The organism is Gluconacetobacter brunescens, from assembly GCF_048695475.1.
In the GTDB taxonomy this organism is placed as follows: Bacteria; Pseudomonadota; Alphaproteobacteria; order Acetobacterales; family Acetobacteraceae; genus Gluconacetobacter.
This window is the reverse complement of record NZ_JBLHEN010000001.1, coordinates 1,761,453-1,781,166: the sequence shown is the minus strand read 5'-3', so window position 1 is coordinate 1,781,166 and position 19,714 is coordinate 1,761,453. Positions and strand designations below refer to the sequence as shown.

16 protein-coding genes and 1 tRNA gene are annotated in these 19,714 nt (G+C 58.1%); 9 read left to right on the top strand and 8 right to left on the bottom strand.

What is annotated here, in order from left to right; genetic code table 11:
• Window positions 1-28: 28 nt before the first annotated feature.
• From ACMAUO_RS07940 to ACMAUO_RS07930, 3 genes are read right to left on the bottom strand one after another with little or no spacing between them, the layout of a single operon-like run.
• Complete coding sequence (locus tag ACMAUO_RS07940; protein ID WP_420356375.1) at window positions 29-820, bottom strand: SDR family NAD(P)-dependent oxidoreductase; 792 nt, start codon at window positions 818-820, stop codon at window positions 29-31.
• Entirely contained in the window at window positions 817-1,809 is a 993-nt protein-coding gene (locus ACMAUO_RS07935; protein WP_420356374.1) for an NAD-dependent epimerase/dehydratase family protein, read from the bottom strand. The genes ACMAUO_RS07940 and ACMAUO_RS07935 overlap by 4 nt, the downstream gene beginning before the upstream one ends.
• Window positions 1,810-1,825: 16 nt before the next feature.
• Window positions 1,826-2,554: a maleate cis-trans isomerase family protein gene (locus ACMAUO_RS07930; protein WP_420356373.1), complete on the bottom strand. Its 729-nt coding sequence runs from the start codon at window positions 2,552-2,554 to the stop codon at window positions 1,826-1,828.
• Window positions 2,555-2,786: 232 nt separating this feature from the next.
• Between ACMAUO_RS07930 and ACMAUO_RS07925 the strand changes: the two genes are divergently transcribed.
• The 7 genes from ACMAUO_RS07925 (at window position 2,787) to ACMAUO_RS07895 (ending at window position 11,739) form a co-directional block, all read left to right on the top strand.
• Complete coding sequence (locus ACMAUO_RS07925) at window positions 2,787-3,593, top strand: GntR family transcriptional regulator (RefSeq protein ID WP_420356372.1); 807 nt, start codon at window positions 2,787-2,789, stop codon at window positions 3,591-3,593.
• A 391-nt stretch (window positions 3,594-3,984) separates the two neighbouring features.
• Complete coding sequence (hydA, locus tag ACMAUO_RS07920) at window positions 3,985-5,400, top strand: dihydropyrimidinase (RefSeq protein ID WP_420356371.1); 1,416 nt, start codon at window positions 3,985-3,987, stop codon at window positions 5,398-5,400.
• Between the two features lie 174 nt (window positions 5,401-5,574).
• Window positions 5,575-7,983 carry a TonB-dependent receptor plug domain-containing protein gene (locus tag ACMAUO_RS07915; RefSeq protein ID WP_420356370.1) on the top strand — a complete coding sequence of 803 codons (2,409 nt, stop codon included), beginning with the start codon at window positions 5,575-5,577 and terminating at the stop codon, window positions 7,981-7,983.
• A 90-nt stretch (window positions 7,984-8,073) separates the two neighbouring features.
• Entirely contained in the window at window positions 8,074-9,168 is a 1,095-nt protein-coding gene (locus ACMAUO_RS07910) for an ABC transporter substrate-binding protein (protein WP_420356369.1), read from the top strand.
• Between the two features lie 2 nt (window positions 9,169-9,170).
• Complete coding sequence (locus ACMAUO_RS07905) at window positions 9,171-9,971, top strand: ABC transporter permease (RefSeq protein ID WP_420356368.1); 801 nt, start codon at window positions 9,171-9,173, stop codon at window positions 9,969-9,971.
• A gap of 1 nt (window position 9,972) precedes the next feature.
• Window positions 9,973-10,728: an ABC transporter ATP-binding protein gene (locus ACMAUO_RS07900; RefSeq protein WP_420356367.1), complete on the top strand. Its 756-nt coding sequence runs from the start codon at window positions 9,973-9,975 to the stop codon at window positions 10,726-10,728.
• A gap of 156 nt (window positions 10,729-10,884) precedes the next feature.
• Window positions 10,885-11,739 carry a fumarylacetoacetate hydrolase family protein gene (locus tag ACMAUO_RS07895; RefSeq protein ID WP_420356366.1) on the top strand — a complete coding sequence of 285 codons (855 nt, stop codon included), beginning with the start codon at window positions 10,885-10,887 and terminating at the stop codon, window positions 11,737-11,739.
• 195 nt (window positions 11,740-11,934) lie between these two features.
• On the opposite strand, the gene ACMAUO_RS07890 is transcribed toward ACMAUO_RS07895, so the two are convergent.
• From ACMAUO_RS07890 to lepA, 5 genes are all read right to left on the bottom strand, one after another.
• Window positions 11,935-13,239, bottom strand: a complete 1,305-nt coding sequence (locus ACMAUO_RS07890) for a transposase (RefSeq protein ID WP_420356365.1) — start codon at window positions 13,237-13,239, stop codon at window positions 11,935-11,937.
• Window positions 13,240-13,308: 69 nt separating this feature from the next.
• Window positions 13,309-14,255, bottom strand: a protein-coding gene (locus ACMAUO_RS07885) for an IS630 family transposase (protein ID WP_420357235.1) whose coding sequence is annotated in 2 segments (ribosomal slippage) — window positions 13,309-13,919 and window positions 13,919-14,255 — 948 coding nt in all. Because the reading frame shifts where the segments join, the coding sequence is not laid out codon by codon here.
• A 67-nt stretch (window positions 14,256-14,322) separates the two neighbouring features.
• Window positions 14,323-14,880 (bottom strand): DUF6538 domain-containing protein, encoded by a 558-nt coding sequence (locus ACMAUO_RS07880; RefSeq protein ID WP_420357234.1) that lies wholly within the window; start codon window positions 14,878-14,880, stop codon window positions 14,323-14,325.
• Between the two features lie 96 nt (window positions 14,881-14,976).
• A tRNA-Ser gene (locus ACMAUO_RS07875) sits at window positions 14,977-15,067 on the bottom strand.
• Window positions 15,068-15,241: 174 nt separating this feature from the next.
• The gene (gene lepA / locus ACMAUO_RS07870) at window positions 15,242-17,047 is read right to left on the bottom strand and encodes a translation elongation factor 4 (protein WP_420356364.1); all 1,806 of its coding nucleotides are present in this window, start codon (window positions 17,045-17,047) and stop codon (window positions 15,242-15,244) included.
• A 166-nt stretch (window positions 17,048-17,213) separates the two neighbouring features.
• On the opposite strand from lepA, the gene ACMAUO_RS07865 reads away from it, so the two are divergent.
• Window positions 17,214-18,539 (top strand): TolC family protein, encoded by a 1,326-nt coding sequence (locus ACMAUO_RS07865; protein WP_420356363.1) that lies wholly within the window; start codon window positions 17,214-17,216, stop codon window positions 18,537-18,539.
• A complete protein-coding gene (locus ACMAUO_RS07860) occupies window positions 18,536-19,714 on the top strand; it encodes an efflux RND transporter periplasmic adaptor subunit (RefSeq protein ID WP_420356362.1) in 1,179 nt (392 codons plus the stop codon). The genes ACMAUO_RS07865 and ACMAUO_RS07860 overlap by 4 nt, the downstream gene beginning before the upstream one ends.

Below are 19,714 nucleotides of genomic sequence, written 5' to 3'. Positions count from 1 at the left end.
CGTTATGGAATCGGCCGATCGCCTGCAATCACGCCGCCATCCAACCTCCGTCCACCATCAGATTCACGCCCGTGACGAAGCTCGCGTCGTCGCTGGCGAGATAGAGTGCTCCGCGTGCTACGTCGTCGGGGTGCCCGAAGCGCGGCCAGGGGGTACGACGGCGCGCTCGGTCGAGCACCTCCTCGTCGAGGAGATGGCCGCCTTGTCCCGTCACGATCTTGCCCGGCGCGATGGCGTTACAGACGATACCATCCTTCGCGTAGTCGGAAGCGATCTGCCGCGTCATATAGGCGATGGCCGCCTTCGTGGTGCCGTAGGCAAGATCGCCCGGTGCCGAGATCATACCGTGCTGGGAGGAGAGATTGACAATGCGCCCGCGTACCTCGCCGCGCGGCGGTTGGGCCAGCATCTGCCGCACCGCCGCCTGGCAGCACAGGAAGGCGCCGGTGAGATTGACGTCAAGTATCCGCTTCCAGTCCGCCTCGGCCAGTTCCACGAGCGGGCGCGGATGGCGGAGGCAGGCATTGTTGACGATGATGTCCAGCGCGCCGTAATCGGTTGCCGCGCGGGCCACCAGCGCGTCCACCTGCGTGCTATCGGATATGTCGCAATGCTGGAAGACCGCGTGTCCGCCTTCGGCATTGATAATCGCTACGGTGGGTTCGCCACCCTCGATCACGGTCTCGGTGACATCCGCCACCAACACGTGCGCGCCATGGGCGGCGAATAACCGGCAGATTGCCCGGCCGATACCGGAGGCGCCCCCGGTGATGATGGCCACGCGCCCTTCGAGGCGCCTTGCGTCGGGGGGAAGTATCATGGAGCGCTCGTTTCCAGAAAGAGGTCGGAATTCGCCTTGAACCAAGGCAAATAGTCATCAAGTGCCGCGTCGAGATCAAAAAGCGGGATAAAACCCGTGTCGGTCCGCAGACGCTCCATGTCCATGGCGGCGCGGTCATAGTCCGCATAAAGTGCGATCGTACCTGGTGCCTGAATGTGGAAGTCGAGCCCTAGGTGACGAATGGCAAGGCCCGCGCAGAAGGCTTCCAGCGTCCAGACGAAGCCGGCCGCCAGATTGTAGATTCGGCGGGAGAGGAGCGGTGCGTCAAGAAGCGCGAGTATCGCGGCCGCACCATCACGAGAATAGAGGAAATCGCGCCGATGTGGCCGGTCGATCGTCACCGATTGTCCATGCAACGCGCTCAACAGAATCTGTAATGGTGCGCTCGGCGTGTCGCGGGCGGATGTGGCGTACTCCCAAGGTCCGAAACATGTGCCGAGACGGCCTATCGCGAGATCCAGTCCGTGCAGGTCGGCCAGGCGGACGGCGGCCGCTTCGGCTGTCAGTTTGGAGATTCCATAGAGACCTTCGGGCGCGAGAGGTGTTTCATCCTCGCGCAGGAGAGCAGGGGTGCGTCCGCTGGTGCCGTATACGGAACCGGAGCTGACATGCACTATGCGCCCCACGCCAGCCTCGTGCGCCGCGGTTAAGAGGTTCAGGGTGCCGAGCACGTTTACCTCAAAGACGGAGGTCGGGTCACGGCGCTCGCGCGCTGCGTCCGCCGTTACCGCGGCGAGATGGATGATACGATCTGCACCGAACGCGCGTATTGTCTGACGGACCAATACGGAATCACGCATGTCGCCTGCCGCAAATTCGTAACGGCCCGGCTGGAGACTGAAAACGCGCTTCGCCGCTGCAGGGGCAGGCGAGAGGTCCAGCCCCACCACATGCTCTCCGCGTGCCAGCAGGGCTTCGCAAACAGCGAGGCCCATGAAGCCGGAAGCGCCGGTAAGAAGGATGGTCATTGCCGATCCGCCCTCGTTAGAAAACGTCACGGAAGAGAGAGCCCCAACCGGTGACACGGCGGGTGTCCACGCCGGCCATTTTGAGGCTCTTCCATACCGAGGTGGCAATGGTGTCATAGACCGGGATGCCGGTCCGTGATTCGAGTTCTTCCACCAGCGGGGCGCCGCGCAGGTTAGTACAGATCACGGCGATTGCTTCTGGTTTTCCTGTCGCAACCATGTCCACCATGGCAGTCAACTGTTCGGCAGAAACTTCGGAGAAGGAGAAATTGTCTCGCAGGCCGAGATGACAATCGCCTAGGCATTGATATCCGAGCTTTTCGTAATTGGCGACGATGCGTGCCTGTACGTCATCGAGATAGGGCGATACATAGCCAAGCGTTTTCACATTCTTCGCGGCAAGTATCTCGTTGAGTGCCAGCATCGAGGTGTTTGTCGGAATGCCGGTGGCGGCGGTGATCTGCTCGCAGAGGCGCTCATCGGCTTCGAAACCGAGCCATCCGGACGAGGTGCCGTTCCAGGAGATGACGTCCACATTGGCATGGGCAAGAAGTTCGGCGGCGCGAAGAATCCCGGTGTTATCGAACTGTTTGAGCGCCGTATCTGACAAGGCGATTTCTGTCACCTTGAAGCGGCTAAAATGAGCTGAGACCTCAGGCAGGTTTGCAATCATCGCCTGCGTCACCGGCTCCAGTACCGTGTTGGATGAAGGTGTGAGCATGCCCAAGAGAACACGTTTCGTCATGGTGAACCTTATTTCCATTGATGAGAGGCCGTGCCGGTGGACTGCCGGCGACCTAGTGCCAGCAGGACGGAGCGCAGTTTTTTTATTTTTTATCGAACTTCCCCGAGAGGCGACTTGGCTCCTAAGGCTAATGGCCGAGAAGATTGAATTTGGTATGCAATGTTATTTTTTTTCATTAATTTTAATGGTATATGAACAGAAATAATTTGTTTGCAAGCGGAAAGGTCAAAAAATGAAAATGAACAAGAAAGAGGCGGATTTGGCGCGGAATCTGCCTAAAATTAATGCATGTGGAAATGTTTCTAAAACGGTTCGTCCAAAGCCTCGCCTTCGGTTCAAGCCGGCTCGATTGAAGCTCTCAATACAAGAGGCAAGTCGCCCGCTGCAGACCGCCTCCCTGCATGACCAATTGGTTGCCCGCCTGCGAGAGATGGTTCTGGACGGAGAATTGCCGCCTGGGAGTCCTCTGCCTGAACGCATGCTGTGTGCTACGTTCGGCGTTTCCCGGACGCCGCTGCGCGAATCCTTCAAGGTCCTGGCAACAGAAGGCCTTATCGAGTTGCGCCCTCATCGCACTCCCGTCGTTACGCCCGTGGACCCTACCGAAATCGCCGCTGTCTTCGAGGTGATGGAAGTCTTGGATCATCTGGCGGGGCGACTTGCCTGCATGAAACTGAATGCAACGGACCTCGCGCGTTTGGAGGGAATGCACACGCGCCTTGTCTCGTTCCATGCGGACGGCATGCGGGGTGAGTACTTTCGTCAGAACCAGCAGATTCACGCAGAAATTACACGACTCGCCCGCAATCCGATACTTTTAGCCGACTGGGAAGCGCATAATGCAAAGATCTATCGTGCTCGCGCTCAAGCCAATTATGATAGCACCCGCTGGTGTGCGGCCCTCAAGGAGCATGACGCCTTCATGGCTTGTCTGCGAGACCGTGAAGCGGAGAAGTTCGCGTCGTTGCTCGCCGAGCACACTCGGTGCAGTGGTATTGCAGTTCTCGCGAACCTCAAGAAGATCATGGACGTCTCCTGATGGATGGCGCCGAGGGGAGCTCACAGGCAGTTGGGTACTTGGTTCGTATAGAAGTGACAATTCTATATAGTAATGAAAAATTTCTTTATATTCTGTATAAAATATCGAATTATGAAAAAATTTACTAAATAAAAACAAATATAAAGTTGAATTTTTTCCACAAAAAAATCATATAAATGATATTATTATTCTCTTGAGAAGTGATTTTATTGAAAAATTCTGCCTGATCCGGCAGGAAAAATTTTGATTGAGGCATTATATTTATTCTCTCCATTCATCATTTTGATGATCGTTTCCATATCGAGATGCTCATTGACATTGTATCCAACATGGTGCACAGGTTGTTTCGGCCCATTTCCGAGGGCTTGTGTCTTGATGGAGCGATCGCAGGATGTCTAAATTTGATCTGGTCATCCATGGAGGAACAGTCGTTACGGCGAGCGATAGTTTCGCGGCGGATGTCGGAATTAAAGATGGGATCATCCAGGAAGTCAGTCGACATATCGATATCGTTGGCGTCGAGTCGATTGATGCCAGCGGGTTGCTTGTCCTTCCCGGTGGCATTGATAGTCATGTACATCTTGCCCAGCATACGCACGATGGTACCGTCATGGCAGATGACTATGAAAGCGGCAGTCGGTCAGCCGTCGCTGGTGGAACGACTTCTATAATCACTTTTGCCTTGCAGGATAAAGGGGTTTCCTTGCGTCGTACGCTTGAGATCTATCATGCCAAGGCGGACGCAAGAAGTTATTGCGACTATGGATTCCACGTTATCGTGACTGACCCCAACGCGGAAGTCCTGCAATCCGAGTTTCCGGCGTTGGTCACGGAAGGGTATCCTTCTTTTAAAATATTCATGACCTACGACGATCTTGTCTTGCGGGATCGACAGATTCTGGATGTTCTAGAGAAGGCGCGAGAGTGCGGTGCCTTCGTAATGGTGCATTGTGAAGGGCATGACGCTATTCGCTTTTTGACGGAGAGACTGGAAAAGTCGGGTTGTAAGACGCCTTACTACCATGCCTCATCTCGTCCCGAGGCGGTTGAGCGCGAAGCCGCACATCGCGTGATTAGTTATGCCGAACTTCTTGATGTTCCAATCATGATTGTTCATGTTTCCGGTCGCGAAACAGTAGAGCAACTACGATGGGCGCGGAAACGTGGCTTGAAAATATATGGCGAGACATGTCCGCAATATATTTCCTTGACAGCCGACGACCTGAAAAATGTTCAGTCTCCCGAGGAGGGAGGTAAATATGTTTGTTCGCCGCCGCCCAGGGATCGTGAAAGTTGGGACGCAATATGGGAGGGGCTGCGGGAAGGCTTGTTTCAGACCTTCTCTTCGGACCATTCGCCCTTTTATTTTGGAGGAGAAAACGGAAAGACGAGTCCGCGCGCTCTGACGTCTTTCCGGTGGGTTCCTAATGGCGTGCCCGGAGTAGAGACACGACTTCCGATTTTTTTCAGTAAAGGTGTCGTAGAAGGTCGGATCAGCGTGAATGATTTCGTGGCGCTTACATCGACCAATCACGCCAAACTCTACGGGCTCTATCCACAAAAAGGGACGATCGCACCGGGATTCGACGCTGATATTGCTTTGTGGGATCCATCACGCAAGACCGTTATTCGACAAAGTATTCTTCATCATGGTGCTGACTATACGCCATATGAAGGTATGGAAGTTACCGGTTGGCCGATCATGACAATCTTGCGCGGAAAAGTCGTGTATCGTGATGGAAAGATAATCGGACGCCCCGGCGACGGACGCTTCGTGGCCCGAAGAAAAACTGCGTCGGGATTATAATATATTATAAATAAAAACGTTCCGATTCCGATTAAATACCCGAAGTGTATGCTGAATAATATTGTGGTTCCTTAAAAAGGAATCCAAATTCTCTTAAAATGGAGTGTGGAAATGCAATGTTGTCGACGTATATCATTTTGCACGGGCATATTGGCTTCTACAATATTGGCTGGTGTGAGTGTCGCTCACGGTCAGGAATCGGCGCTAAAATCGCCAAATGAGGTCTTGGTAGGATCGGAGGAAGTCAGCGTTTCCGGTCAGGCTGCGCCGGGAAATTCTGTTCTGTCGACTTCGACGAAGAAAAATAGCACTACGCAAGTCTTCGTTTTTTCTTCGAAACAATTACAACAGACAGGACAGACCAATATAATGGCGGCGTTGGCGCAACTTTCGCCCGCGGTAACGTCATCGCCGTTTTCGGGTATGGGAGGAAACGGTTTCAATCGTACCATGCAACTTCGTAATCTTTCGGCGGATCAGACACTCATTCTCGTCAATGGTAAGCGTCGACATGTTGATGCCAATTTCAATTATCAGGTAGGCTCGAATTATGGCACCGAACCGACGGATATTTCTCTCATTCCGATGAGCGCTATTGATCATATAGAGATTATTACGGAGGGCGCGAGTGCATTATATGGACAAGACGCCATCGCAGGTGCGGTTAATATTGTTCTGAAGAGCGATAAAAAAGGTGGAACCACCACCGTGCAGAATAGCGGGTATTATCCGGGCGATGGCCAGGGCATCGACGGGACCGCAAGTTATGCATTGCCACTTGGACATAATGGTGGCTATTTCGATATCGCGGGTCAGATTACGAACCAACTTCCCACAAATCGTTCCGGAGACTATCTCGGGCAGCTTTATTTCGATCCAAATGATCCGCGCAATCAGTCATTGGGAAGGAATCTTCAGAGATTCCAAGGAATTATTCAGAGCCGTCTCGAGGCAGTCAGTATAAACACAGCTGTTCCGATCTCTCCAAAATTCGAATGGTATGGGACCTACACATACTCGCGTAAGGATTCGATCCAGGCGGAGACCTATCGTGCTCCGATGAACGATAATGTCGTCAGAGCGCTGCATCCCAATGGCATGGAGCCGCGCCGGACGGCGGCGGAAAATGATTTCCAGATCAATAATGGATTTCGCTCGGCAAATTTTATGGGAATGCAATGGGACGCCTATGCCACGTACGGCCGCGATCAGATGCGTTATGGTGAGTTCGACACCGATAATCCGACTTATGGCGTGGATAGTCCGACGACCTTTTATAAAGGCACCTATATAGCTTCTGAACTGACGGCTGGAATCAAATCGACCAAATATATTCATACGTCTATCTTGCCGCGACCCATTAATGTGTCTTTTGGTTTTGAGTATCGTCACGACACATACCAGTTGGTGGCTGGCCAGCCTCAATCGGTATCGGATGGCGGCATTCCGATCCTTGATGGGCCGGACGCCGGAATGCCCGCTTCCGCCGGTGCCGTAGATGATTTTGGTATTCCTCAGATCGCTGCCGGAACACTGTCTCGAGGTGTCTACGATGGTTCGGTAAACGTGGACCTATTTGCCACACGCAAATGGGAGTGGACGTTGGGCGGTCATGTCGCAGCATATAGCGATGAAGGTATCGCCCCAACGGGCTCGATCGGAACGCGCTATAACTTCAACAAACATTGGGCCATTCGCGCCAATGCCAATACGGGATATCGACCGCCGACGTTGGGCGAAGAAGGTTTTTTTGCAGAAACGACATTTCCAACATATCGGACCGCTCAATTGCCAGTGAATTCTCCATGGGCGCGGGCGCTGGGTGAGGGGCGGCTAAAGGGCGAATCTTCTCGCAGTTTCAGTGTTGGTCTTGATGCAAGCATTACCGATAACTGGACATTGACTGCCAATTTATATAGAATATCGATTAATGATCGTCTTTATAATACATCTCAATTTGGTGGAAGTGAGATCCAGAATCTCCTGACCCCTCTCGGTCTTCCTGGGGTCGAATACGCCTCTTATTATGCCAATCCGGTTAATACGGCAACAAACGGTGGAGATGTATCGACTTCCTATACGTTGCATGCCTCGCATCTGGGGCTGTTCAGATTTTCATTTTCGGTGAATATTTCCGATACGCAGATAAGCAAATATAATGCTGCGCCTCCGTTGCTTGCGGCGATGGGGCAGCCGTATTTCAATCGGACGAATGTTGAATATCTGCTTCATTCCAATCCAAGAAATACCGAGATGCTGACTGTTTATTGGCAGCGCGGTCCGTGGTCGATCAATGCGCAGGAAGTTCGATATGGCTCGTACACGTATGTGGCCGCGCCTTCATTGACCGAAGCCCAATGGACGCATGCGAATCCGTCATTTATTACGAATCTCGAGGTTGGGTATGATTTTATGAAAAAATGGCATGTCGCGGTAGGTGCCTATAATCTTGGAAACAAATATCCAACAAGGGCCAATTCCGCGTCCCGCGGCGCATTGCAGAATGCTTTCACATATGCTGCGAATTCGCCATACGGATTTAGCGGTGGTCAATATTATGTTAAGGCGTCGGTGAAGTTTTAGAACAATTTCATATATCAAGGAAGTGAGCGCGCGTAGCTTATCAGTCTCCGAAAAGATTTTGATATGCCTGAGTGCGATAGAAAGCGAGCAGTGGCAGTGGAAACGTATCGGCAAGTTTTGCAGCGGGGTCGGCATGGCTGTCGGTCTGTTTTAGAAAAATGTTCCTTTCTATCGCGCGCAAGGAGCGCGGTATGGATTTTGATTTGGATTTGGATCACGGCGTTTCTTTACATCAAGCCGGCGCAAGCAGATGAAAACGTGATCCGATTGGGATATGCGAAATGTGCCCATTGTCTTTCTCTTAAGCTGGTCCCCCGTTATGCGGGTAATGGAATCCGGATTGAGTTGCTGCCGTTCAATACAGGTAGTGATGTTTTTATCGCGCTTTTGTCGCATGTTATCGATATTGGACAATTGACCTACATGAGTCTGCCGATGGGCTTGGACAGGGGAATCGATCTTGTGGCAGTGGCCGGACAGGTCAGCGGCGGCTCCCAAATAGTAATACGACCTGATCTTGGGTTGAAGGCGGGTGACTGGGAGGGGCTGAAAGCTTGGGCGGCTCGTTATAAGGCCGGAGGCAAGATGCTTCGTTTTGCCGCATCGCGCGGCAGTCCGCAAGATTTGCAGATACGCTCGATTCTTAAAGAACACGATATACGTGTTGGTGAAGACGTTCAGTTTGTGAACATTCCCAATCCGGCCGACCATCCGGCGGCGTTGGCTCGGGGTGACATAGACCTGATCTGTACGGTTGAGCCGTTTGCTTCGAAGATCAGGCATTTGAGATCGGGTATCTATTTCGCATCGCCTTATGAGACAGCAAGCGGCAATTTGACGAACTTGATGATTACACGCGCCGATGTGCTGCAGTCCAATCCAGCGGGCATACAATCCGTTGTAGACGCGGTCGTCGCGGTGAACGCGGCAATCGACCGTGACCATGGATTGTGGATTGATACTGTCATGTCGGCGACCGGACTGGATCGTGATATTGTTACAGATGCGGTTGGAAATTTGGTTCCAGATTATCGCATGCATCGCTCTCAGGCGCAGGCAATCGCGCGAATGATGTTCGCCTTGAAATATATATCGCGGGACAGGTCTGAAGATGTGGCAGCACATATGGATTATCGTTTTCTAGAAAAGGCGACTTCTAAGACGATTCCGGAATTGGGTGGTTAGACATGATAATTTCGCAGTACGCGCGACGTCTTCTGGTTCCTCTGGCCTTGCTATTGCTTTGGGAAGCGGCTTCCCGGCTTGGGTACATTACACGTGGACTGTTACCGGCACCTTCTGGCATTTTGATGATATGGTGGGACTGGATAACCGGTTTTCAGGGAACCGCGCTCGATTATAGCGGTCATTGGGCCATTGATGCCGGAGCGAGCCTAAGGCGGGTCGCTTGCGGCTATGGTCTTGCTGTCATAGGCGGTGTTCTGATTGGTATTGCCATGGGCTGGTCAAATCTCGCTGACATACTCATGGAACCGACCTTGCAGATATTGAGACCGATTCCTCCGGTCGCCTGGATCCCATTGGCTATTATCTGGTTCGGGGTCGCTGATCCGCCTGCGATCTTTCTCGTATTTCTAGGATCTTTTTTTCCTATTATGATGAATACGGTCTATGGCGTGAGGGCGGTGGACAGGAATCTGGTGCGCGCCGGTGAGATGATGGGCGCTAAGCCATGGCAGATTTTGCTGTACATCGTCTTTCCGGCGGCATTGCCAGGGATTTTCGCCGGTCTACGTATTGGAATTGGTAGCGCGTGGATGTTATCGGTGACTGCCGAAATGGTGGCCGTCAGGTCTGGGATCGGCTATGTGCTTTGGGATTCCTATTATTTCGTTCGCTACGATCTGGTGATGGCGGCAATGGCGAGCATTGGAATGCTCGGCTATCTTAGTGATCTTGCCTTGCGGCTATTGATGAATGTCAGTCTTCGGTGGCAGCGTGGAACCACGATTGCAGGAAAGGGATGAGATGGCAAATATAAGAGTCGAGAGCGTTACCAAGCGGTTTCGCGGCAAGGCGGGCGAAGATATGCTTGCGCTTGATCGGGTAGATGTGAGCGTAAGCGACGGCGATTTCCTTTGCCTTCTCGGGCCATCGGGATGTGGAAAGTCGACGTTGCTGAATATGATAGCGGGGTTCGAATATCCGACGACCGGTACGGTAAGTGTGGATGGCGATATCGTAAGCGGTCCCGGCGCGGATCGAGGCATGGTTTTTCAGCAGGCGACATTGATGCCCTGGCTCAATGTGTGGGAGAATGTGGCCTTTCATGCTCGTCTCAAGGGAGTCGGGCGGAGGGCGCAACGCGAGCAGGCCCAGCCGTTTATCGAAATGGTCGGGCTGGCTGGTTTTGAAAATCACCTCCCCGCGCAACTTTCAGGTGGTATGCGTCAACGGGTGGGAATAGCCCGGGTTCTCCTCATGAATCCACGTGTGATCCTGATGGATGAGCCGTTCGGTGCGTTGGATGAGCAAACCAAGATGCAGATGCAGGCGGAGTTGACGCGCATCTGGGAGGTTAGCGGAGCGACGATCGTATTTGTTACGCATGGTATTGACGAGGCTTTGACGTTGGGTACGCATGTCGCAGTAATGTCTGCCCGACCCGGCCGTATCGCTGAGTTCATGTCTGTCGAATTACCTCGCCCACGTGATATTACGTCCATGGCCTTTAATAATATGAAACGACATGTTCTGTCCTTACTGAGTGCGAGGGAATCGTAAGGTTGGGCCAGTCCTGCGGGACGACAAATGCCTCTGATCGATCAGAGGGGAATGGTTCTTGACCGTGCCATGCCTGTTCCTGAAACGCGAGGCTGGACACGATAGACCTCGGTGCTTTCATCGCGCATAGTTAAGCTGTTTCGTGAGGGGAAAAACATGAAGTTGTGTCGTTTCGGTATGCTTGGGGCAGAGGTTCCAGGTATCATCGATCATGACGGACTCTTGCGAAGCCTTGAAGGCATCATACCGGATTTGTCACCTGAATATCTGTCGCCGGACGCGCTTGCCGCGCTGGCCGACATTGATCCTGTCACGTTGCCATATGTTCGAGAACCGGTTCGGTATGGTGTGCCCGTGAGTGGGTGTGGAAAATATATCGGTATCGGACTCAACTACCGTGACCATGCGGCTGAGGTCGGTCTGCCTGCTCCTGATGAACCGATTATTTTTCTGAAGGCCATTACTGCGCTGTCTGGGCCTGACGACGATATTGTTTCTCCTGTCGGGAGCACCCGGCTGGACTGGGAGGTCGAACTGGCTGTCGTGATCGGTATTCGTGCGAGGAACGTTTCCGCACATTCCTCTTTGCGCTACGTTGCCGGCTATTGCGTGGCCAATGATGTGTCCGAGCGGGCGTTTCAGCAGCAGTCCGGTCAGTGGGATAAGGGGAAGGGCTGCGATACGTTCGGGCCGCTTGGTCCGTGGCTTGTCACACACGATGAGATTCCTGATCCGCAATCATTGGATGTATGGCTGAACGTAAACGGTCAGCGCATGCAGTTTAGCAATACCGGGCAGATGATCTTCAGCGTTCAGACTATTATCTCATATGTCAGTCGTTATATGACCCTTATGCCTGGCGATGTTATCGCAACGGGAACACCGGCGGGCGTCGGTATGGGAAGGCGGCCGTATCCCGTGTACCTTCAGGCCGATGACGTTGTTGAACTCGGGATCGATGGATTGGGTTGCCAGCGTCAAAGAGTGGTCATGCCGATGACGCAACTCTGAGAAGAGTAGGGCGGTGTCTGGAGTGCCTTCCTGACCCTATAACCGCCTTCGTCCTGATTGCGGAGGAGGTCCGATCGGCGGAGGCGGGCGGCGGGCAGACGAGGCCATCTAGCATGCTGTCGGGTTGGGCCCTGCTATAGTGATAAGTGGCGAGGGCGTTTACGCGGCCGTCAGCCGTGTGATGCTGCGGCAATTCTATGCGAGGGCGACGAGCGTCCATTCTGTTGCGACGTTGGCGAGGCCACGGAGGTGGAAGCGGGTGAAACCCATGGCGCTTTTGATGATGCCGAAGACCGGTTCGACGGTCTGCTTGCGTAAGGCGTAAAGGGCTTTTGCCGGGTTCTGTTGCAGCCTGGCCTTCATTTCCAGGCGCCAGGGCTCGGTGATCCGGCGCGGCTCCCTGGGTGGCGGTTCCGCCCGGAAGTCATAAGGGCGCCGGTCCATGCGTCCGATGGCGACCAGCGGATCCACGCCGCTGGCCTGCAATAGTCCGATGGCTTTGCCGCTGGCGAAACCCGTGTCGGCAAGGACGGTGCGTGGCAGGCCGATCCTTTTTTCCATGCCCAGGATGGTGGCGGCGAAGCTGGGCGCGTCCGCCGTCGTCGCAACGACCCCATGTTCCAGGATCAACTGGCTACCCTCGGCACAAACCACGGCCTGGGCGTTGTAGGCTTGCCGGTATTCATGGGCGTCGGAGCGACGCATCAGCTTGCTGTCCGGATCGGTCAGGTTGATCTGCCGGTCTGGTGGCGGTTTATCGTCCGGCTCTTTCGGCGGCCGACCGCGCCGTCCCCGCTTCGCATCAAAGGCTGTCTTCTTGCGTTCGTATTCGGGCCGGGCGGTCTCGGCCTGGTCCCGGGCTTCCGCTTCCAGCCGCGCACAGGCTTCATCCAGCTTTGCCTTCAGAGCCTCCCGGCGGGCCAGTTCCTCCGGCAAGGCCTGGTGATCCGTATTGGTTGCATCTGCCGCTTCTGCCCGCTCCATCAGGGTGGCGATGTCGGCGGTCAGCTTCTCGCGCAATTCTTTCGCGCGATCATAACGGATGGAACGGTATTTCGGGGCATTGGCATCAATCTTCGTGCCATCGATCGACACCGTGCCAAGCCGCATCAGCCCCGTCTCGCGTGCCAGTTCCAGCACATGCAGGAACGCTGCCTCGATCGCCGTGCGATTGCCGCGCCGGAACGTCGCGATCGTGTCATGGTCAGGATGCAGGTTCGCCGGCACAAAGCGCATACCGATGTCACGATATGTCGCCCGTTCGATCCGACGCGATGAGAATACGCCGTTCGCATAGGCGTAAATCAGCAGCGCCAGCATCAGGCGCGGATGATACTGTGCCTTGCCGCCAGTCCGCCGGGGCACCGAAAAGGCCCCCAGCGGCACCCGCTCCACCGCCGCCACGATGAAATGCGCCACATCGTCCGACGGCAGCCATGACTTCACATCCGGCGGCAGAAGATACGGCTGCGATCGATCAAATGGGATGAAGCTGCTCATCCTGAAAGCTTACCCCAGATCGCCAGAGGCTGGTACCCCAACCCGACAGCCTGCTAGAGCGCGTCCACGTTATTCCGGTTCATAGCCTGCGGCGGTGAAGAAGTTGGCGCATTCGCCTGGAGTGAAAGCATCCAGGACTGATCCGGCGGCGTCCCACAGCGCTGTGACGGTTCTTGCTGCCTTGGCTCGTAAGAGGGCCTTGAGCTTGGCGAACGCCATTTCGATCGGGTTGAAATCGGGACTATAGGGAGGCAGGAACATCATCTGTGCCCCCACTCGTTCGATGGCCTTTTGCGCGCCCGGCATCCTGTGAGCGGGCAGATTGTCCAGCACGACGATATCGCCCGGGCTCAGCGTCGGCACGAGACCATGCTCGACATGGGCCTGAAAAATCTCGCCGTTCATGGCGCCTTCATGCACGAAGGGTGCGGTCATGCCCGTGAGGCGCAAGCCGGCGGTGAAAGTCGTGGTTTTCCAATGGCCATGAGGAACACCAGCCCGACAGCGTTCTCCGCGTAAGGCGCGACCACGCAGGCGGGCCATCTTCGTGGAGAGGCTGGTTTCGTCGATGAAGACCAGGCGGTGCGGATCGAGATCAGGCTGGCCGTCGAACCAGTCCTGCCGACGTGTCAGCACATCTTCGCGCTCCTGCTCCAATGCATGTGCGGTCTTTTTTTGCATGTCCACCCGCGCTGTCGCAGCCATCGGCTGAGCATGCTGCGGCCGATCCCGACGGACTGCTCACCCTGCAGGCGCGCGACCATCTCGTTGAGTGTGATGTCTTTTTGCGCTTCGATCATGCCAGCAATAAAGGCTTCATGCCCGTCCAGCTTTGAGCCGCGTGGCTTGCCCTGGCGGCGTGCCGCCCGTTCGCCGCTTTCACGTTCGCGCCGAAGCCACCGGATCGCCGTGGAAATCCCGATCCCGAACCGCTTCGCTACTGAGCGGGCTGACCCGCCCGCTGCGCCGGCCTCCAGAACGCGCACCCGAAGATCGTCACTCAATGCTCGCGCTATCACCATCTCCATCAATGGAAACGGTGAATCACAATCCGCACTCCGCGTCATCCCCACGATTCATATTTCAGTGGATGTGCTCTAGCTCTGGCCAAGGGGTCATGGACCAAGTGTCGGCTTCTTTCGATTCTGCTGTTACCGTGACAGGGACAGGGCTTGTAGTGGCACCCAGACCACCAAGTCTGATAGCCCGTTCCAGCCCTTCCGTGACGCCCTTGCCATGAGCATCGGCCCACGCATCGGTCAGGATTCGGATGTTTTCCAGATTGGCCCGTTCTGCCCGATTTTCACCGTCCAGGCGGTCGCTTCTGGCGTTCATCCAGTCGGCCACCAGCTTCAGGTCGGTCTGGGGCAACTGGTCGATTTCGTCCCGATGCTCGCGCAGGAAGGCTTTCAGGTCCGACAGCGTGATGTCGTTGTCGTTATAAGCCTTGATGGCCTGGGCCAGCTTCAGACGCATTTCATCCCAGAGTCCCGACAGTGTCGCCACCAAGGCTACGGCCCTGTTTCGTGCCGTCATCCTATCATGGGTTCGCAGTGTCCTGACAACATAGCACCCGGCAACCGGGCGAAGGTCAGAAGGAACCCTGACACGTAGAAACCAGGTGTTTCCACGCTGGGTCATATAGGGTGTGGCCATGTCGATCCGTGTGTCACAAGCATGTGTCACACTGTGGGAAGCCATCTAAGTTGTGGTGGAAAATCAATGCCTTATGTGGCATGGCGGAGAGAGTGGGATTCGAACCCACGGTACGCTATTAACGCACACACGCTTTCCAAGCGTGCGCCTTAAGCCGCTCGGCCATCTCTCCGGCGCACTGGCGGGGCTGCCTGTTCGGCGGGCCCGTCGGTATGGGGCGGGAACATAGCAATAATTCCGGCCGGCGCAAGGGGGTAAAGGTGCGCCGCATCTGCGGCGGCGCACGGTGGGGTGGGGTGGTTCGTGGGCCGGCCAGTGGCCGGCCCGTGGTCGGTCGGTGGTCGGGTCAGTGGTCCATCTTCAGGGCGGCCAGGAAGGCGCTCTGGGGGATTTCGACCTTGCCGAACTGGCGCATGCGCTTCTTGCCTTCCTTCTGCTTTTCCAGAAGCTTGCGCTTGCGCGAGATGTCGCCGCCATAGCATTTGGCCGTCACGTCCTTGGACATCGCGCCGATCGTCTCGCGCGCGATCACGCGGCTGCCGATCGCGGCCTGGATCGCGATCTTGAAGAGCTGGCGGGGGATCAGCTCCTTCAGCTTCGCGCAGATCGAGCGGCCCCGGCTCTCGGCCGCCGAGCGGTGGGCGACGAAGGACAGGGCGTCCACCGGCTCCAGATTGACCAGGATCGAGATGCGCACCAGGTCGCTCTCTTCGTAGCCGTCCATCTGGTAGTCGAAGCTGGCATAGCCGCGCGAGACCGATTTCAGCCGGTCGTAGAAATCGAACACCACCTCGTTCAGCGGCAGGCGGTAGACCGCCATGGCCCGGTTGCCGACATAGGTGAGGTCCTTCTGGATGCCGCGCCGTTCGGTGCACAGGGTCAGCACCGCGCCCAGATATTCGTCGGGCACCATGATGGTGGCGACGATCCAGGGTTCCTCCATCTTCTCGATCACCGAGCCGTCGGGCATGTCGGCGGGGTTGTGGAGTTCCTCCATCTCGCCGTTCGTGCGGTAGAGGCGATAGACCACCGAGGGGGCGGTCGCGATCAGGTCGAGGTTGAATTCGCGGCTCAGGCGCTCCTGGATGATCTCCAGGTGCAGCAGGCCGAGGAAGCCGCAGCGGAAGCCGAAGCCCAGGGCGGCGGAGGTCTCGGCCTCGTAATGGAACGAGGCGTCGTTCAGCCGCAGCTTGGCCAGGCTGTCGCGCAGCTTTTCGAAATCGTCGGCATCGACGGGATACAGGCCGCACCATACCACCGGGATCGACGGCTTGAAGCCCGCCAGCGGGGTTTCGGCCGGGCGGCGGTCGTCGGTCAGCGTGTCGCCGACATTGCAGTCGGCCACCGTCTTGATCGCGGCGTTGACATAGCCCATCTCGCCCGGGCCCAGGTCGTCGACCTGCGTCATGCGCGGGGCGAAGACGCCGACCTGGTCGACGTTATAGACCGCGCCGTTCGACATCATGCGCACGCGCATGCCGCGCTTCAGCCGGCCTTCCTTGACGCGCACCAGGATGATCACGCCCAGATACGGGTCGTACCAGCTATCGACCAGCAGGGCCTGCAACGGCTTGGTGTCGTCGCCGACCGGCGGGGGCAGGCGGGTGACCAGGGCTTCCAGCACGCCTTCGATGTTCAGGCCGGTCTTGGCGGAGATCTGGACCGCGTCGTCGGCCGGGATGCCGATCACTTCCTCGATCTGCGCCTTCACGCGCTCGGGCTCGGCGGCGGGGAGGTCCACCTTGTTCAGGATCGGCACGATCTCGTGATGGGCGTCGATGGCCTGGTAGACGTTGGCCAGCGTCTGCGCTTCCACGCCCTGCGAGGCGTCGACCACCAGCAGCGAGCCCTCGCAGGCCGCGAGCGAGCGGCTGACCTCGTAGGCGAAATCGACATGGCCCGGCGTGTCCATGAGGTTGAGGACGTAGGTCTTGCCGTCCTTGGCCGGGTAGGTGAGGCGCACCGTCTGCGCCTTGATGGTGATGCCGCGCTCGCGCTCCAGCTCCATGTTGTCCAGGACCTGGTTGGTCATTTCGCGCGCCGTCAGCGCGCCGCAGGCCTGAATCAGCCGGTCGGCCAGCGTCGACTTGCCGTGGTCGATATGGGCGATGATCGAGAAATTGCGGATCAGCGAGAGCGGTGTGTCGGTCATGGGCGCAGACATAGGCCAAAACCCCGTGAAAGTCAGCGGGTCGCGCGTAAATTCTCCCGTGGCTCCGGTGCTTCGGTTTCGCGTTCAGGGTCCTGTCAGCTTGGTGTGTTAGAGCGCGCTTTCGGCAGGGATGGCAGCGGGCCATCCGGAGCGCGGGGACGGATGGATGCCAGGGGGCCTGTTGCGTCGGCAGGATGTCGGAAAGCCGGCTCGGGGTGCCATGCTGGCCAGGGTTTTTGGCGCCGGGATTCTGGGGGCCGGGATTCTGGGCGTCTGGGTTCTGGGCGTCGGGCTGGTTGTGGGGGCGGCCGGTGGGGCGCGGGCGGCCGAGCTGTCCTTTCACGAGGCGGTCAGCGCCGCGTGGGCGGTCGATCCGACGCGGGCGGAACTGACGACCAACCGGCAGTCGGCCGATGCGCGGGCGGATGCCGCGAAATCCTGGTTTCCCGGTGGGCCCGTGGTGTCGGCGCAATATTTCGACGACCATTTCATCGGCACCAACATTGGCTACACGACCTATCAGGGCACGGTCTCGGTGCCGCTGTGGCTGCCGGGGCAGGGTACGGCGACACGGCGGGTGGCGCAGGCGGAATCGGCCAGCGTGCAGGAAAAGCTGAATGTCGCGCATATGGCCGTTGCCGTGCGGGTGCTGGAGGCGACCTCCGCCCTCGTGATCGCCCAGCGCCGGCAGGCGGTGGCGCTGTCGCTGGTGCAGGCGATGCAGCGCGTCGGCACCGCGATCGACCGGGCCGGGCGTGTGGGGGAATCGACCGCCGCCGACCAGCAGGCGGCCGCCGCCGAACTGGCCGCCGCGCGGACCGAGGCCGGGCTGGCGCGCGAACAGGTGGATACGACCGGCGCGGCGCTGGCGGTGCTGCTCGGCCGGCCCGGCCTGCCCGACATTCTCTCTTATGATGCGCGGTTTCTGGCGCGCACGCGGCTGGATACCCCGCAGGTGGTGGAGGATAACGATCCGCGCGTGCGGGCCGCCCATCGCGACGTGGCGGCCGCGCAGGAAGCGGTGCGGCTGGCCCGGGCGTCATTCATGCCCAATCCGGAAGTGGGCGTCGGGGCGATCCATGAAGGGTCGTACGGCAGCCCGTGGGACAACCGGGTGGGGGTGCAGATCTCGGTGCCGCTACCCAGCGAGGCGCGCAACGTGCCGATGATGGCCGAGGCCCGCAACCGGCTGGCGGCGGCCGGCAGCCAGGAAGTGCAGGCGCGGCGCATGGTGAAGGTGGAACTGGCGCAGGTGCGCGCCCGGCTGGACGCGGCGCGGACGACGCTGGAGAGCGCCCGCACCTCGGCCGCCGCGCTGAACCGGCGGGCCGATGAAATGGAAAAGGCTTGGCAGGTGGGAGAGGCGGCGCTGATCGAGGCATTGCGGGCGCGGCTGGGGGCCTATAACGCCATTCTGGCGTTGAATTCCGCCGAAATCGGCTGGCATGCGGCCATCCTGCGGGCGGCCATTGCGACCGGGATGACGCCATGAGCCATTTGCGGGCGCGGTTGGGGCGCGTGGTCGGGCTGGGCTGTCTTACGCTGTCTCCTGTTCTGTCTCCCGCCGTTTGGGCTGAGGCGCCGGCGCCGCCCGCGCCGGTGACGATCGGGGCCGAGGCGCGGCGGGCGGAGGGACTGACCGACAGTGTGGCGCGGGCGGGGAGCCTGTCGCGCATGCTGCCGGTGCTGGCCAGCGTGATGGCGGACGAGACGCGGATCGTGCGCGTGCGGCCCGTGGGGGCGGGCAAGGTGCTGCGGGTGCATGTCATGGCCGGGCAGCATGTGGCGCGCGATAGCGTGCTGGTCGATTATCTGGACCATTCGCTGCATGTCGCGCGGTTGCAGGCGGTGCAGATGCATGCCGGCCTGGCCAGCGCGCTGGCGGCGCAGGCCGAGGCCGAGGCGGCGTGGAAGCGGGCCCGGGCGCTGGCGGGTAGCACCGTTTCGCAGGGTGAGGTCCGGCGCCGGCTGGCGGTGCTGCAGGAGGCGCGCAGCACCGTGGCCGCCCGGCAGGCGGATGTGGGCACCATGACCCATCGCTTCGAGGAGGAATTCAATTCCGTCAGTGAACGGACGACGACCGGCGGGGACGAGACCTCGTCGCTGCTCGCCCCGATCGACGGCATGGTGCAGGATGTGGGGGTGTCGTCGGGCGGCGATATCGAGACCGGGCAGGTGGCGGCGACGCTGGTCGACCTGTCGTCGGTCTGGATCGTGTCCGACGTGTCGCCGCAGGATGCCGCGCGGCTGGCGGTGGGCGGACGGCAGAGCGTGCTGCTGGGGGGGCGGCGGATCGAGAGCCGGATCAGTTCGGTCAGCGGTGCGGCGTCGCCCGTCACCGGCCTGGTGCGCGTGATCAGTGTCGTGCCCAATCCGGACGGCGCGCTGCGGCCGAGCATGATGCTGGATGCGGAACTGGAGACGGCCGACAGCCGGACCGGGATGGTGGTGCCCGCCGAGGCGGTGCAGCAGATCGCGGGCCAGGACGTGGTGTTCGTGCGCGAAGGAGCGGACAGCTATAGGCCGGTGCCGGTGACGGTCGGTGTGGAGAGTGACGGGCGGGCGGTGATCCTGTCCGGCCTGTCGGCGGGGCAGGATGTGGCCGCTCATGGCAGTTTTGCCCTGAAATCCATGGTTCTGCTGGCCGGGATGGGTGGGGACGACTGA

What these genes read in the sequence shown, in the direction of transcription:
- ACMAUO_RS07940 (WP_420356375.1), bottom strand. Translation starts at nt 820, where the DNA reads ATGATACTTCCCCCCGACGCAAGGCGCCTCGAAGGGCGCGTGGCCATC.
- ACMAUO_RS07935 (WP_420356374.1), bottom strand. Translation starts at nt 1,809, where the DNA reads ATGACCATCCTTCTTACCGGCGCTTCCGGCTTCATGGGCCTCGCTGTT.
- ACMAUO_RS07930 (WP_420356373.1), bottom strand. Translation starts at nt 2,554, where the DNA reads ATGACGAAACGTGTTCTCTTGGGCATGCTCACACCTTCATCCAACACG.
- ACMAUO_RS07925 (WP_420356372.1), top strand. Translation starts at nt 2,787, where the DNA reads ATGAAAATGAACAAGAAAGAGGCGGATTTGGCGCGGAATCTGCCTAAA.
- hydA (WP_420356371.1), top strand. Translation starts at nt 3,985, where the DNA reads ATGTCTAAATTTGATCTGGTCATCCATGGAGGAACAGTCGTTACGGCG.
- ACMAUO_RS07905 (WP_420356368.1), top strand. Translation starts at nt 9,171, where the DNA reads ATGATAATTTCGCAGTACGCGCGACGTCTTCTGGTTCCTCTGGCCTTG.
- ACMAUO_RS07900 (WP_420356367.1), top strand. Translation starts at nt 9,973, where the DNA reads ATGGCAAATATAAGAGTCGAGAGCGTTACCAAGCGGTTTCGCGGCAAG.
- ACMAUO_RS07895 (WP_420356366.1), top strand. Translation starts at nt 10,885, where the DNA reads ATGAAGTTGTGTCGTTTCGGTATGCTTGGGGCAGAGGTTCCAGGTATC.
- ACMAUO_RS07890 (WP_420356365.1), bottom strand. Translation starts at nt 13,239, where the DNA reads ATGAGCAGCTTCATCCCATTTGATCGATCGCAGCCGTATCTTCTGCCG.
- ACMAUO_RS07880 (WP_420357234.1), bottom strand. Translation starts at nt 14,880, where the DNA reads ATGACCCAGCGTGGAAACACCTGGTTTCTACGTGTCAGGGTTCCTTCT.
- lepA (WP_420356364.1), bottom strand. Translation starts at nt 17,047, where the DNA reads ATGACCGACACACCGCTCTCGCTGATCCGCAATTTCTCGATCATCGCC.
- ACMAUO_RS07865 (WP_420356363.1), top strand. Translation starts at nt 17,214, where the DNA reads ATGCCAGGGGGCCTGTTGCGTCGGCAGGATGTCGGAAAGCCGGCTCGG.
- ACMAUO_RS07860 (WP_420356362.1), top strand. Translation starts at nt 18,536, where the DNA reads ATGAGCCATTTGCGGGCGCGGTTGGGGCGCGTGGTCGGGCTGGGCTGT.